11 protein-coding genes and 2 pseudogenes are annotated in these 13,089 nt (G+C 63.3%); 10 read left to right on the top strand and 3 right to left on the bottom strand.

Going from position 1 to position 13,089, the window contains the following annotated elements; genetic code table 11:
- Positions 1 to 18 precede the first annotated feature (18 nt).
- From AC2S9W_RS20375 to AC2S9W_RS20345, 7 genes are read left to right on the top strand one after another with little or no spacing between them, the layout of a single operon-like run.
- Entirely contained in the window at positions 19 to 1,500 is a 1,482-nt protein-coding gene (locus AC2S9W_RS20375) for a 2-hydroxymuconic semialdehyde dehydrogenase (RefSeq protein WP_208634578.1), read from the top strand.
- Between the two features lie 5 nt (positions 1,501 to 1,505).
- Positions 1,506 to 2,318 (top strand): 2-keto-4-pentenoate hydratase, encoded by an 813-nt coding sequence (locus tag AC2S9W_RS20370; RefSeq protein ID WP_208634577.1) that lies wholly within the window; start codon positions 1,506 to 1,508, stop codon positions 2,316 to 2,318.
- A gap of 22 nt (positions 2,319 to 2,340) precedes the next feature.
- Positions 2,341 to 3,282, top strand: a complete 942-nt coding sequence (locus AC2S9W_RS20365) for an acetaldehyde dehydrogenase (acetylating) (RefSeq protein WP_208634576.1) — start codon at positions 2,341 to 2,343, stop codon at positions 3,280 to 3,282.
- On the top strand, positions 3,279 to 4,340 hold the full coding sequence (gene dmpG, locus AC2S9W_RS20360) for a 4-hydroxy-2-oxovalerate aldolase (RefSeq protein WP_208634575.1): 1,062 nt from the start codon (positions 3,279 to 3,281) through the stop codon (positions 4,338 to 4,340). The genes AC2S9W_RS20365 and dmpG overlap by 4 nt, the downstream gene beginning before the upstream one ends.
- Entirely contained in the window at positions 4,337 to 5,107 is a 771-nt protein-coding gene (locus tag AC2S9W_RS20355; protein WP_208634574.1) for a 2-keto-4-pentenoate hydratase, read from the top strand. Before dmpG ends, AC2S9W_RS20355 begins: the two co-directional genes overlap by 4 nt.
- The gene (locus AC2S9W_RS20350) at positions 5,108 to 5,320 is read left to right on the top strand and encodes a tautomerase family protein (protein WP_208634573.1); all 213 of its coding nucleotides are present in this window, start codon (positions 5,108 to 5,110) and stop codon (positions 5,318 to 5,320) included.
- Positions 5,321 to 5,325: 5 nt separating this feature from the next.
- Positions 5,326 to 5,604 (top strand): 2Fe-2S iron-sulfur cluster binding domain-containing protein, encoded by a 279-nt coding sequence (locus AC2S9W_RS20345; RefSeq protein ID WP_185210324.1) that lies wholly within the window; start codon positions 5,326 to 5,328, stop codon positions 5,602 to 5,604.
- 91 nt (positions 5,605 to 5,695) lie between these two features.
- Here AC2S9W_RS20345 and AC2S9W_RS20340 read toward each other — a convergent pair.
- A pseudogene (locus tag AC2S9W_RS20340) lies at positions 5,696 to 6,711 on the bottom strand (IS1595 family transposase).
- A gap of 170 nt (positions 6,712 to 6,881) precedes the next feature.
- Between AC2S9W_RS20340 and AC2S9W_RS20335 the strand changes: the two are divergent.
- Complete coding sequence (locus tag AC2S9W_RS20335; RefSeq protein ID WP_226870539.1) at positions 6,882 to 8,120, top strand: NAD(P)/FAD-dependent oxidoreductase; 1,239 nt, start codon at positions 6,882 to 6,884, stop codon at positions 8,118 to 8,120.
- Between the two features lie 60 nt (positions 8,121 to 8,180).
- On the opposite strand, the gene AC2S9W_RS20330 is transcribed toward AC2S9W_RS20335, so the two are convergent.
- Complete coding sequence (locus tag AC2S9W_RS20330; protein WP_258043185.1) at positions 8,181 to 8,582, bottom strand: SDR family oxidoreductase; 402 nt, start codon at positions 8,580 to 8,582, stop codon at positions 8,181 to 8,183.
- Positions 8,583 to 8,622: 40 nt separating this feature from the next.
- Here AC2S9W_RS20330 and AC2S9W_RS20325 point away from each other — a divergent pair.
- Positions 8,623 to 9,458 (top strand): annotated as a pseudogene (locus tag AC2S9W_RS20325) (IS3 family transposase); the annotation flags it as partial.
- Between the two features lie 182 nt (positions 9,459 to 9,640).
- Here AC2S9W_RS20325 and AC2S9W_RS20320 read toward each other — a convergent pair.
- Positions 9,641 to 10,060, bottom strand: a complete 420-nt coding sequence (locus AC2S9W_RS20320) for a Fic/DOC family protein (protein WP_449328993.1) — start codon at positions 10,058 to 10,060, stop codon at positions 9,641 to 9,643.
- Positions 10,061 to 10,166: 106 nt separating this feature from the next.
- Between AC2S9W_RS20320 and AC2S9W_RS20315 the strand changes: the two genes are divergently transcribed.
- Positions 10,167 to 13,055 (top strand): Tn3 family transposase, encoded by a 2,889-nt coding sequence (locus AC2S9W_RS20315; RefSeq protein WP_212599284.1) that lies wholly within the window; start codon positions 10,167 to 10,169, stop codon positions 13,053 to 13,055.
- Positions 13,056 to 13,089 lie beyond the last annotated feature (34 nt).

Here is a 13,089-nt window from a genome sequence, read left to right as displayed (position 1 = left end):
AATTAACGGAGAAAGAAGATGGCGCGAGGCGACGAGCCCTTGCCGACGGTGACGGCGGAAGTTTTGAATTATATCGACGGCGCCTATCGCAAGGGCAGCGAAGGCAAGAGCTTCGTCAACATCGACCCGGCGACCGGCAAGGAGATCGGCCGCGTCTATGAGGCGAGCAGGGAGGACGTCGACGCTGCCGTTCAGGCCGCCAAGCGCGCCTTGAAGGGCCCGTGGGGCAAGATGACGATTCCCGAGCGAGTCAAGCTGATCATCAAGGTCGCCGACGAGATCGAGCGCCGCTTCGACGATTTCCTCGCGGCCGAGGTCGCCGACACCGGCAAGCCGATCTCGATCGCCTCGCACATCGACATTCCGCGCGGCGCCGCCAATTTCCGCATGTTCGCGGACGTCGTCTCGACGACCCCCACCGAATCGTTCATGACCCCGACTCCCGACGGGTCGAAGGCGCTGAACTATGCGGTGCGCAAGCCCAAGGGCGTGGTTGCGGTGGTCTGCCCGTGGAACTTCCCGTTGCTGCTGATGACCTGGAAGGTCGGCCCCGCGCTCGCGTGCGGCAACACCGTCGTCGTCAAGCCGTCCGAGGAAACGCCGCGCACCGCGGCGCTGCTCGGCGAGGTGATGGACGCGGTCGGCATGCCAAAGGGCGTGTTCAACGTCGTCCACGGCTTCGGCCCGGATTCGGCCGGTGAGTTCCTGACCAGCCACAAGGACGTCGATGCGATCACCTTCACCGGCGAGACCGGCACCGGCACGGCGATCATGAAGCAGGCCGCGGTTGGCCTGCGCGACATTTCGTTCGAGCTCGGCGGCAAGAACCCGGCGATCGTGTTCGCCGATTGCGACATCGACAAGGCGATCGAGGGTGTTGCTCGCGCCACCTTCCTCAACACCGGCCAGGTGTGCCTCGGGACCGAGCGCATCTTCGTCGAGCGGTCGATCTTCGACAAGTTCGTCGAGCGGCTTGCCGCGGCGGCGCAGGCGTTCGAGCCCGGCGATCCGAAGCATCCCCAATATATGGGCCCGCTGATCAGCGACGAGCATCGCTCGAAGGTGCTCGGCTATTACCAGCGCGCGGTCGACGAAGGCGCGACCGTCGTGACCGGCGGCGGCGTTCCGAAGAACGTTGACGGCGGTTTCTACGTCGAGCCGACGATCTGGACCGGCCTTGCTCCCGATTCCACGGTTATGCGCGAGGAAGTATTCGGCCCGTGCTGCGGCGTCATTCCATTCGACACCGAGGAAGAAGCCATTGCGATGGCCAACGACACGCCCTACGGGCTCAGCGCGACGATCTGGACGCAGGATCTTTCCCGCGCCCATCGCGTGTCGGCCGAGATGGAGGTCGGCATCTGCTGGGTGAACTGCTGGTTCCTGCGTGACCTGCGCACCGCCTTCGGCGGCGCCGGGCAATCCGGCATCGGCCGTGAAGGCGGGGTGCACAGCCTCGAATTCTACACCGAGATCGAAAACATCTGCGTGAAGTTGTGAGCGCCATGGCTGATCAGGAAGTCACATTCGATAGAAGCAACATCGACAAGGCCGCGGCCCAGTTGAGGCACGCCGCCGAGACGATGAATCCTGGCCCGCCGATCCGGGATCTGATCTCGGCCGGCGGCGTCGAGGCCGCTTATGCGGTGCAGGACGCCAATACGACGCACTATCTTGCCAACGGCCGCCGGCTGGTGGGCCGCAAGACCGGGCTCACGTCGAAGTCGGTGCAGAAGCAGCTCGGCGTCAACCAGCCCGACTACGGCATGCTCTATGCGGACATGGACGTGCCCGAAGGCCAGCCGATCCTGCTGACGCGCGTGGTGCAGCCCAAGGTCGAGGCGGAGATCGCTTTGGTGATCGGGCGCGACCTCGACGATCCCGACGTGACCACCGCCGAAATGCTGCGCGCGATCGAATATGTCGTGCCGGCGATCGAGATCGTCGACAGCCGCATCGCCAATTGGGATATCAAGATCTGGGACACGATCGCCGACAATGCGTCGAGCGGGGTGTACACTCTGGGGGCCGTTCCCAAGAAGCTTGACGGGCTCGACCTGCGCACCTGCGGGATGGTGATGGAGCGCCGCGGCGATCCGATCTCGGTCGGTGCGGGCGTCGCCTGCCTCGGCAGCCCGATCAGCGCGGCCTTGTGGCTTGCGCAGGTGATGGCGAAGGCCGGCCGGCCGCTCAAGGCGGGCGACGTGATCCTCAGCGGCGCGCTCGGCCCGATGGCCGGCGTCGCGGCCGGCGACGTGGTCGAGGCGCGGATCAACGGTGTCGGCACCGTCAAAGCCTTTTTCGAAGCGGGCGCCTGAAGGCGCTTTGGGAGATTTACGAATGTCGAAGATCAAATGCGCGATCATCGGTTCCGGCAACATCGGCACGGACCTGATGATCAAGATCCTCAAGGGCTCCGACAGCCTCGAGCTCGCCGTCGTGGTCGGCATCGACGAGAAGTCGGAAGGCCTGGCGATGGCGCGCGAGCGCGGCGTCGCGACCACCCATGACGGGATCGAGGGCCTCAAGAAGATGGGTTCCTATCCCGAGATCGGCGTCGTGTTCGACGCGACCTCGGCTTACGCCCACAAGGTCCATGACGAGATCCTGCGCGCCGACGGCAAGCAGATCGTCGATCTCACTCCCGCGGCGCTCGGGCCGTTCACCGTGCCGCCGGTCAATGCCGATTCGAACCTCGATGCGGTCAACGTCAACATGGTGACCTGCGGCGGCCAGGCGACGATCCCGATCGTCGCCGCAGTCGCGCGCGTCACCAAGGTCCATTATGCCGAGATCGTCGCGTCGGTCTCGTCGCGCTCGGCCGGTCCGGGCACGCGCGCCAACATCGACGAGTTCACCCGCACCACCGCCAAGGGCATCGAAGTGGTCGGCGGCGCCGAAAAGGGCCGGGCGATCATCATCCTCAACCCGGCCGAGCCGCCGATGATCATGCGCGACACGATCTTCACGCTGACCGACCAGGTCGACGAGGACAAGATCCGCCAGTCGATCCTCGACATGATCGCGACGGTGCAATCCTACGTTCCCGGCTACCGCCTCAAGCAGGAGGTCCAGTTCGAGCGCTTCGGATCGAACAACCCGGTCAAGATCCCCGGTTATGGCGAGTTCGCGGGGCTCAAGACGAGCGTCTTCCTCGAGGTCGAAGGAGCGGGCGACTATCTCCCCAAATATGCGGGCAATCTCGACATCATGACCGCGGCCGCCAAGGCCGCCGGCGAGATGCTGGCGGCCCGCATGCTCAATCGGAAGGCTGCAGCATGACGCTCTATCCCACCCAGACCAAGCTCTACATCCAGGACGTGACCTTGCGTGACGGCATGCACGCGATCCTGCACAATTATGGCACCGAAAGTGTCCGCACGATCGCCAAGGCGCTCGACGATGCCGGTGTCGACGCGATCGAAGTGTCGCATGGCGACGGGCTCAACGGCAGCTCGTTCAACTATGGCTTCGGCGCGCACACCGATTGGGAATGGATCGAGGCCGCCGCCGACGTGATCGAGAAGGCGGTGCTGACCACCTTGCTCGTGCCCGGAATCGGCACCGTCGAGGAGCTCAAGCGCGCTTATGCGCTCGGCGTGCGCTCGGTGCGCGTCGCGACGCACTGCACCGAAGCCGACGTCGGCAAGCAGCATATCGGCATCGCGCGCGATCTCGGCATGGACGTGTCGGGCTTCCTGATGATGAGCCACATGCTCGAGCCCGAGGCGCTCGCCCAGCAGGCGTTGCTGATGGAAAGCTATGGCGCGCATTGCGTCTATGTGACCGACAGCGGCGGTGCGCTCGACATGGATGGCGTCCGCGCCCGCCTGCAGGCCTATGACCGGGTGCTCAAGCCCGAGACGCAGCGCGGCATGCACGCCCACCACAATCTCTCGCTCGGCGTCGCCAACTCGATCGTTGCAGCGCAGGAAGGTGCGATCCGCATCGACGCCAGCCTCGCTGGCATGGGCGCGGGCGCCGGCAATGCGCCGCTCGAGGTGTTCATCGCCGCGATCGACCGCAAGGGCTGGAAGCACGGCTGCGATGTGATGGCGCTGATGGACGCCGCCGAGGATCTGGTCCGGCCGCTTCAGGATCGCCCAGTCCGCGTCGACCGCGAGACCCTGAGCCTGGGTTATGCGGGCGTCTATTCGTCGTTCCTGCGCCACGCCGAAAAGGCCGCCGAACAATACGGACTCGACACACGCGAAATCCTGGTCGAACTTGGCCGGCGCCGGATGGTCGGCGGACAGGAAGACATGATCGTCGACGTCGCTCTCGATATCCTGAGCGCGCGCAAGGGTGAGACCGAGCCCAAGGGGGAAATGGCCGCGTGACTTCGCTTGCTGAATATGCCGAGATTCTCGACCGTGCCGCGCACGAAGCGCATGCCACGCCTCAGATCACCCACAGCAATGACAAGCTGACCGTCGCCGACGCTTATGCGATCCAAAAGCTGTCGGTCGAGCGCCGCCTGGCGCGCGGCGAGAAGCGGATCGGCGTCAAGATGGGCCTCACCAGCCGCGCCAAGATGCAGCAGGTCGGGGTCGACGAGGTCGCCTGGGGGCGGCTCACCGACGCGATGCTGCTCGAGGAGGGTGCGGCGCTGTCGCTGTCGCGCTTCGTCCATCCGCGGATCGAGCCGGAGATCGCCTTTCTGATGAAGGCGCCGCTCGCGGGCAAGGTCACGGCGGCGCAGGCGCTCGCCTGCGTCGAGGCCGTCGCCCCAGCGATGGAAGTGATCGACAGCCGCTTCGAGAATTTCAAGTTCGCGTTGGTCGACGTGGTCGCCGACAACACCTCGTCTTCGGGCCTGGTGGTCGGCGGCTGGGGCGATCCGATGCAGGATCTCTCGAACCTCGGCGTGATCCTGGAAATCAACGGCGAGGTCGTCGAGGTCGGCTCGACTGCCGCGATCCTCGGCCATCCGTTGCGCTCGCTGGTCGCCGCCGCGCGGTTGATCGGCGAGGCGGGCGAGACGATCAACGCCGGCGACATCGTCATGGCCGGCGGCATCACGGCGGCGCCGACCCTCAAGGCCGGCCAGACCATCCGCAACACCGTCCAGAACCTGGGATCGGTCAGCATCACGGTGGAAGCATAAATGCCGATCATGGAAGTCACTTTGGTCGAGGGCCGCACGACCGAGAAGAAGGAGGCGTTCATCCTCGCGCTGACCGATGCCGCGGAGCAGTCGCTCGGCGTGCCTCGCGAGTCGATCCGCGTGATCCTGCGCGAGATCCCGGATGCGAATTTCGCGGTGGCGGGCGTGACCTTCGCCGCGCGCAAAACCAATACTTTGAAAGCGGCAAGCTGACCACGATGATCAAGCATCAAGTCCAGATCGTCGATGGCAGCCGCTTCGAATGCCCCAAGGAGGAACGGGTCCTGATCGCGATGGAGCGCTTGGGGCTGAATGACATTTTCGTCGGCTGCCGCGGCGGCGGGTGCGGCGTGTGCAAGGTGAAGGTGACCAGCGGAAATTATCGCACCGGTAAAATGAGCAGGCTACAAGTGAGCGAGGCGGAAGAGGCGGGGGGTTATGCGCTCGCCTGCAAGCTGTTCCCGCTCGACAATCTCGTCATCGAATTGCCCAACTAAAAACTTTTTGTCAGAAGACGGAAAATGCAGCCTAAGCAATCTCGACGACCGCAAGATCGGCATGTTCGATCAATAACGCGTGCCTATCCGGTTAACGCAGACACCCACTACATGTGGGGTGCGCCCAGCCACCGGAATATAGCTCGGCGTAGGTCGAGCTTTCACCTCGCCCGCAATTCCGAGGAGCGAGCGGAAGGCGTTGAACGGGTAGAACCGTCTGTTGAAGCGGAACGTGAACTCGTTGAGGTAGGCCTGCAAATGCTTTGCGCTCACGCCGTGGTGGATGCCGTTGAGCCAAGTCTTCAGGTTGCTGAAGACGAGGTGGATGATCGGCATGAACTCCTCGGCCACCTCGGGGTCGCCACATTCGGCGATTGCGTGGTGGTCATAGCCGCGTGTCCGCAGGTTGCCATAGCCGCTCCAATCGTCGGTGACGATCAGCGACCCCGGCATGACGGCACTCCCTACGAAGCCGCACAGCGAATCGGCGCTGCGGTCGGCGGCGATAGACAGCCGCACCCGACCGGCAAAGCGGCCATCCTTACGCTTGTCCTGGGCTGTACCCGGCTCCCGGTGGCGGACTTCGACGGCGGCAGCCACCAGCGTCTTATGATGAACACCCCGGCCTTCGCCGCGTGTCTTTCCACCGACATAGGTTTTCGTCCACCTCGACATGACCGTCCGTCTTGCCGCCGATCCGGTCCTGCTCGGGCCGTACCATGCCCGCGCGGAGCTTGTGCAGGATTCCGAAGGCGGTTTCGTACCGTGTCAGCCCAAGCTGCTGGAACTGAACCGCCGACATGCCTGCGTCTGGCTGGCGACCAGATAGGCTGCCCAGAACCATGTGCTCAAGGGCGTGTGGCTGCGTTCCATGACCGTGCCGACGGTCAATCCCGTCTGGCGGCGGCAAGCGCGACAGGTCAGGACGCCGGGCCGCGTAGCGATGCGGAAAGGCTCACCCACAATGCCACAATGCGGGCAGGCGAACCCGTCACCCCAGCGAATCCTTTCCAAGTAGGCGGCGCAGGCCCCATCGTCGGGAAAAAGCCGCTGAAACTCGGGGAGCGATTGCGGGAAGGGCAGATCGGTGCGGCCGAGAACGTCCATAACCCACTACCCGCTTCACGCACACAATCTATCCCTAGTGGGTGTATGCGTCAACCGGATAGGCACGCAATAACGATCGTCACGAAAAGCAGAGGAAAGTTAGGCCAATCCCGGTTCAATCAAACCGGGATTGAGTCTAAGTTCGGTTCGAAGGGTACGGAGGCTAATTTATGATCGCTTCGGTTGTGATTGTCGGCGCCAACCTTGCAGGGGGACGCGCCGCCGAAGCGCTCCGGCTCAACGGCTATGAAGGACGGATCGTCCTGATCGGGGAGGAGCGGTGGCTGCCCTATGAGCGGCCGCCGCTCTCCAAGGAATGCCTGTGGGACAGGGACCAGCTTCCCGAGAATTTCTTCCTCCACGACCAGCAATGGTATGAAGACAATAAGATAGAGCTGGAGCTCGGCGTGCGCGCCGAAGCACTGGAGCTTTCCGGCCGAGGGGTTCGGCTGGCCTCCGGCAAGGAAATCCCGGCCGATCGCATCCTGCTCGCGACCGGCGGCAAGGCGCGCTTGTTGCCGCTCGATGGTGCGACCGCCGCCAATGTCCATCATTTGCGGACCAAGGATGACGCCGACCGGCTCGCGGCAGATCTCAAGCCGGGTGCGCGTATCGTCGTCATCGGCATGGGCGTGATCGGCGCTGAGGTCGCCGCGAGCGCGCGCAAGAGCGGCTGTGAGGTCACCGCGATCGAGCCGGCGCCGGTGCCGATGATCCGCACGCTCGGTGCGCATTTTGGCGCCTGGCTCGGCCGCGAGCACGACAAGCGCGGGGTGAAGGCGCGTTACGGCATCGGCGTGACCAGGCTGTATCTTGACGGCGGCCTGGTCCGCACCGTCGAGCTCGACGATGGCACGCGCATCGATTGCGACGCGGTGGTGGTCGGGATCGGCATCGTGCCCTCGACCGAGCTTGCCGCCAACGCCGGGCTAGCGATCGGCAACGGCATCGTCGTCGATCGCCAGGGGCGCACCAGCCATGAGGCGGTGTTCGCGGCGGGCGACGTCGCCGACCAGCCCAATTTCTTCGGCGGCCGGGTGCGGCTCGAAACCTATCAGAATGCCGCCGATCAGGGCATGGCCGCGGCGCAGGCGATGATCGGCCGCGAGGTCGATTATCTGAAGCCCTGCTGGTTCTGGTCCGACCAATATGACATCAACATCCAGGTCTCCGGCCGGATCGACGACAGCCTGCCGGTGGTGATGCGCGGCGAGCTCGACAGCAGCCAGTTCACCGCTTTCTTCCTCGACGGCAACGTCGTCGCCGGCGTGCTGACCGCAAATCGCGCGGTCGACATGGGCGTCGGCAAGAGGATGGTCGAGCGTCGGCTCGAGGTCGACCCGGGTCAGCTCGGCGACGCCTCGATTCCGCTCCGCGAGTTCTTGAAGCCCAAGGCGCGGGCGGCATAGGCCTGCGGTGAAACCCTCTCCCGTACGGAAGAGGGTGGGCGCCTTGGACGCCCCCTCAGATCAGCCTATCCCGCCGCCTGCCACGTACAGCGTCTGGCCGGTGATGTAGGACGCCTCGGGCGAGGCGAAAAAGCAGATCGCGGCGGCCAATTCTTCCGGCGCCGCGAAGCGCTTCATCAAGGTGTCGCGCAACGTCTGCTCGCCGACTTCGCCGAAACCCTTGATGTCGGCCTCGGTCGGCGGCTTGGGATTGCGCGGCGTGACCCGCTCGACATTGACTCCGCCGGGAGCGACGCAATTGACCCGGATCGGCCGGTCGTCGAGGTCGAACGACAGCGCCTGGGTAAGCGCCGACACTCCGCCTTTGGCCGCGGCATAGGGGACCCGGTTGATGCCGCGCGTTGCGACCGGGCCGATGTTTACGATCGCGCCGCTGTTCGCTTCGAGCATCAGCGGCAGCACGGCATGGCAGCACCACATTGTCGGCCATAAGGAGCGCTGGATCTCGGCCTCTCAGGCGCGCCGTATGAAGGATCTGGAGAAGGAGAATCTGCGGCTTGGCCGGGCGATATCCAACCTGACGCTGGATAAGCTCATTCTCCAGGAGGCCGCCCGGGGAAACTTCTGAGCCCCGCGCGGCGACGGCGCTGTATCGACCAGCTGTGGCGAGAGCTACCGGTGTCCGAACGACGGATTTGCCAGGTGCTCGGACAGCATCGGTCGACCCATCGCAAGGTAGCGCGCGGGGCGGACGACAAGCAGGCGCTGACCGAGGACATCATCGCTTTGGCCAAGCAATATGGTCGCTATGGCTATCGACGTGTCACCGCCCTGCTGCGCGACGCGGGGTGGACAGTGAACCGCAAGCGGGTCGAGCGGATCTGGCGACGCGAGGGGCTCAAGGTGCCGCAGCGGCAGCCGAAGCGCGGGCGGCTGTGGCTCAACGATGGCTCCTGTATCAGGCTCCGGCCGGAATATCCGGGCCATGTGTGGGCCTATGACTTCGTTCAGGGCCGCACTCACGACGGGCGCAAGTTCCGGATCCTGACCATTATCGATGGGGCCAGCCGGGAATGCCTGGCGCTCATCGTCGCCAGGAAGCTACGTCACGAGGACGTGCTGGCCGCGTTGGCCGAGTTGTTCGTCATGCGCGGGCCTCCGGCACACATCAGGTCCGCTAATGGTCCTGAATTTATCGCTACGGCCGTCCAGAAGTGGCTCGGCAAGATCGGCGTGAAGACGCTCTACATCGCGCCGGGATCACCTTGGGAGAATGGCTACAATGAGAGCTTCAACGGGTCGCTGCGCGACGAGCTGCTCAACGGCGAGATCTTCTATCCTCCGAGCGCTCCCAGCTGATATAACCTTCATGCGAGCCGGGAATCAGCGCCAACCACTCATCCCGGGCCTTGCGACGACTCCTCGTCCGCAGGGCGGCGCCATCATATCCAGCTACAACGTGGGTTTTACCATAGGCATACAGGATCGCCTTGCGCTCAAGATGCTGGGGACCGATCTTCTCACAGATCATCGCTCTTCTCCTCCCGTGCCGCGCAGGGGGCGCCGGTGGCGTGGTCGAGCAGTAGACGCACGATCAGGGGCATCAACTTCAGCCCGCGAAGGCCGTTCTTCGCCCCTACGTCGGCGAACAGCTTGTCGAGTTCCCGCGCGATGTAGGGCACGTGCGCGAAACGCGCACCGCCCTTGGCGGTGTCGACGGTGCGGTCCTGGCCAGCCCATTCGTAGAGGTCTTGGAAGAGATGCTTATGCAGGGCACGGTAGCCGTCGGCCGTTGCCGGAAAGGTCAGGCGCGCGGCTTCCGCGCCGCGCGCCTGAGTAAGTCGCCGCTCGGCCTCTGTGAGCGTCTTATCATCGGTGATCCCAAGCCGGTTCCGAAGCGTGTCGGTGCCGGGATAGGTATAAGGCCCAGTCGGCCCCAAGCTGCGATTTTGGCCAAGTCGGAGAACGTTTTGGGAACGTGGCATTCGGTATTGACGATGGAAATCATAGAAGAGGACAGTTCGCTCCATCATAGGGAGTGGGTTGATGGATCGGAGTATTCCGGGCGGGGATTTGATCGGACGATGGAGCCTGAGCTTTGCCGATATTGATTTTGTAAATTCGAAGCCGGCCCTGACGCGCCTTGGCCTCGCCGCGCAGCTGAAATTCTTCGCTTCCCTGGGGTTTTTCGCGATCGATCCCGGCTCAATCCCTACCGATGGCCTCTCGTATCTGGCCGAGCAACTCGGTGTCGAGGCTGGCGAGATAGCCGGTTATGACTTTTCCAGTCGGACAGCACGACGGCATTGTGCGGAGATCCTGATCCATCTTGGATATCACCGCATGAAGCGGGTGGATCGCGCGCAATTGACGGAATGGATTGCTGGCGAGCTGTGCCCGGGCGGCCAGTCGATCAATGCCATGCTTGAGCATGTTTTCCTGTGGTGCCGGGACCGGCGTATTTATGGGCCGTCGCGCAAGGAGCTTGAACGTGTCGTTCGCTCACAACGGCAAGATTATCTGGACACCTGGCTGATCGGAGCCAGTGATCGGCTTTCGTCAGATGCGGTGGCGTTATTGGAAGCCTCGCTTGCCGATCCGGACAGCTCGACCGGATTCAACAGGATGAAGGGTGACGCCGGACAGGCAACGCTCGACAACATTCTCGACGTGACCGAGAAACTCGCCTTTATCCAGAGACTTGATCTTCCCCATGATCTCCTGACGGCTACGGGCAAGCCATGGGTCGATCAGATTGTTCGCCGCGTTGCCGGTGAAAAGGCCTCGGAGATGCGCCGGCATGCGCCGGCGCGACAGCTCGGCCTTTATGCGATTTATCTAATGTCGCGGGAGGCGCAACTCACTGACGCGATGATCGACCTGCTGATCGAAACCGTTCACAAGATCGGAACGCGCTCGAAACGCAAGGTGGTGGGCGATATCGCGAAAGACATCGAGCGGGTCTATGGAAAGGAGCGCCTGCTGGTCGAGATCGCCAGCGCCTCGATCAATGAACCATCGGGGCGCATCTGCGATGTCATTTTCCCGATCGCCGGTAAGGCCAAGCTGGCGGCGATCGTCAAGGAGAGCCATGCGAAGGGCGCTCTGGACCGGCGCATCTACAAGGTGATGCGTGGTTCCTGGGCCAATCATTACCGGCGCATGCTGCCAAGCCTGCTTTCCGTACTTGAGTTCCGGTCGAACAACGCGGTGTGGCGGCCGGTCCTGGCGGCCCTCGACTGGATCAGGAGCAAGGTGGATGGCGGATGCCGCTTCGTGCCATTGCAGGATGTTCCGATCGATGAGGTGATTCCAGCGCGATGGCGCAGTTCCGTCATTGATGACGATGGGCGGGTAAACCGGATCAGCTATGAGCTTTGCGTCCTGACGCAACTGCGCGACCGCATCCGCTCCAAAGAAATCTGGGTGGTCGGGGCGGATCGCTATCGCAATCCCGATGACGATCTTCCCAAGGACTTCGAGATCAGGCGAGATGCGTACTATTCCGGCCTCAGCCTGACGCCAGATGCGCAGGCGTTTTGCGCCTCGATCCGGGAGGAGCTTGAACGGGAACTGTTGCTCCTCAATGCCAATATTCCACAAAACGACAAGGTCCGGCTCCTGTGGCGCGGCGACAACCGGATATCGATTACACCGTTCAAGCCCTTGCCCGAACCGAAGGGTCTCGCTTCGATCAAAAGCGAGATCGGTCAGCGCTGGCCGATGACCGGACTGCTGGACGTGTTGAAAGAGGCTGCTCTGGACACGGGATTGATGGATGCTTTCGAAACGTCGGCCTCGCGGGTTACCCTGTCGAAAGCAGCCTTGGCTCAGCGTCTTTTGCTGTGTCTCTATGGCTTGGGCACGAACGCCGGGCTCAAGCGGGTCGCTGGCGCAACACCCGATGTCAGTTACGAGGAATTGCTGCATGTCCATCGCCGTTTCATCCACGCGCCAGCGCTGAGGGAGGCGTGCGCGCGGGTAGCAAACGCGACACTGGCAATCCGCAATGCCGCAGTATGGGGAGATGCGGGCACGGCATGCGCGTCCGATTCAACGAAGTTCGGCGCGTGGGACCGCAACCTGATGACGGAATGGCACGCCCGCTATGGCGGCCGTGGCGTCATGATCTACTGGCATGTGGAGAAGCGCGCGACCTGCGTTTATTCCCAGCTCAAGCGGTGCTCTTCCTCGGAGGTCGCCTCCATGATCGAAGGCGTGCTACGCCATTGCACCGACATGGAAATCCAGCGCCAGTACGTCGATAGCCACGGCCAGAGCGCAGTCGGCTTTGCGTTCTGCCGACTCCTTGGATTTGAGCTTGCCCCGCGGCTGAAAGCAGTGGCACGCCAGAAACTGGCCCTTCCCCAAGCCGGCATGCGCACGCGGCTTTCCAATTTACTGCCGATCCTCTCCAGCCCGATCGACTGGGACGAAATGGTCAAATATGCCGCTGCCATGCAATCGCGCACCGCCGATCCGGAAGCGATCCTGCTCCGGTTTGCCAGAGCCGAAGTGATGCACCCGACCTACAAGGCGCTGAGTGAACTCGGCCGCGCGGTCAAAACAATCTTCCTATGCCGGTATTTGCGTCAGGAGGCATTCCGCCGCGAGATCCACGAAGGGCTGAATGTGGTTGAGAACTGGAACGGCGCTAATGGTTTCGTGTTCTTCGGCAAGGGCGGCGAGATCGCCACCAACCGCATCCATGAGCAGGAAATCTCCGTTCTGGCGCTACACCTCCTGCAAGCGTCGCTGGTGTATGTGAACACCCGCATGCTTCAGACCGTACTGGTTGAGCCGAAGTGGGCGGGGCGGATGACGCCGGAAGATTATCGTGGTCTCACGCCGTTGATCTACAGTCATGTGAACCCTTATGGCCGCTTCGACCTCGACCTGAACGACCGGATTGATTTTGGACGGCTTGCAGCGTGAGGCGGCTGATCGGCCTATAACATTTGGGTACACC

It is taken from the genome of Sphingopyxis sp. 550B, from assembly GCF_057401805.1.
Note: the sequence above shows the minus strand (reverse complement) of the source record. Positions and strands in the feature narration are given on the sequence as shown.

What these genes read in the sequence shown, in the direction of transcription:
- AC2S9W_RS20375 (WP_208634578.1), top strand. Translation starts at nt 19, where the DNA reads ATGGCGCGAGGCGACGAGCCCTTGCCGACGGTGACGGCGGAAGTTTTG.
- AC2S9W_RS20370 (WP_208634577.1), top strand. Translation starts at nt 1,506, where the DNA reads ATGGCTGATCAGGAAGTCACATTCGATAGAAGCAACATCGACAAGGCC.
- AC2S9W_RS20365 (WP_208634576.1), top strand. Translation starts at nt 2,341, where the DNA reads ATGTCGAAGATCAAATGCGCGATCATCGGTTCCGGCAACATCGGCACG.
- dmpG (WP_208634575.1), top strand. Translation starts at nt 3,279, where the DNA reads ATGACGCTCTATCCCACCCAGACCAAGCTCTACATCCAGGACGTGACC.
- AC2S9W_RS20350 (WP_208634573.1), top strand. Translation starts at nt 5,108, where the DNA reads ATGCCGATCATGGAAGTCACTTTGGTCGAGGGCCGCACGACCGAGAAG.
- AC2S9W_RS20345 (WP_185210324.1), top strand. Translation starts at nt 5,326, where the DNA reads ATGATCAAGCATCAAGTCCAGATCGTCGATGGCAGCCGCTTCGAATGC.
- AC2S9W_RS20335 (WP_226870539.1), top strand. Translation starts at nt 6,882, where the DNA reads ATGATCGCTTCGGTTGTGATTGTCGGCGCCAACCTTGCAGGGGGACGC.
- AC2S9W_RS20315 (WP_212599284.1), top strand. Translation starts at nt 10,167, where the DNA reads ATGGATCGGAGTATTCCGGGCGGGGATTTGATCGGACGATGGAGCCTG.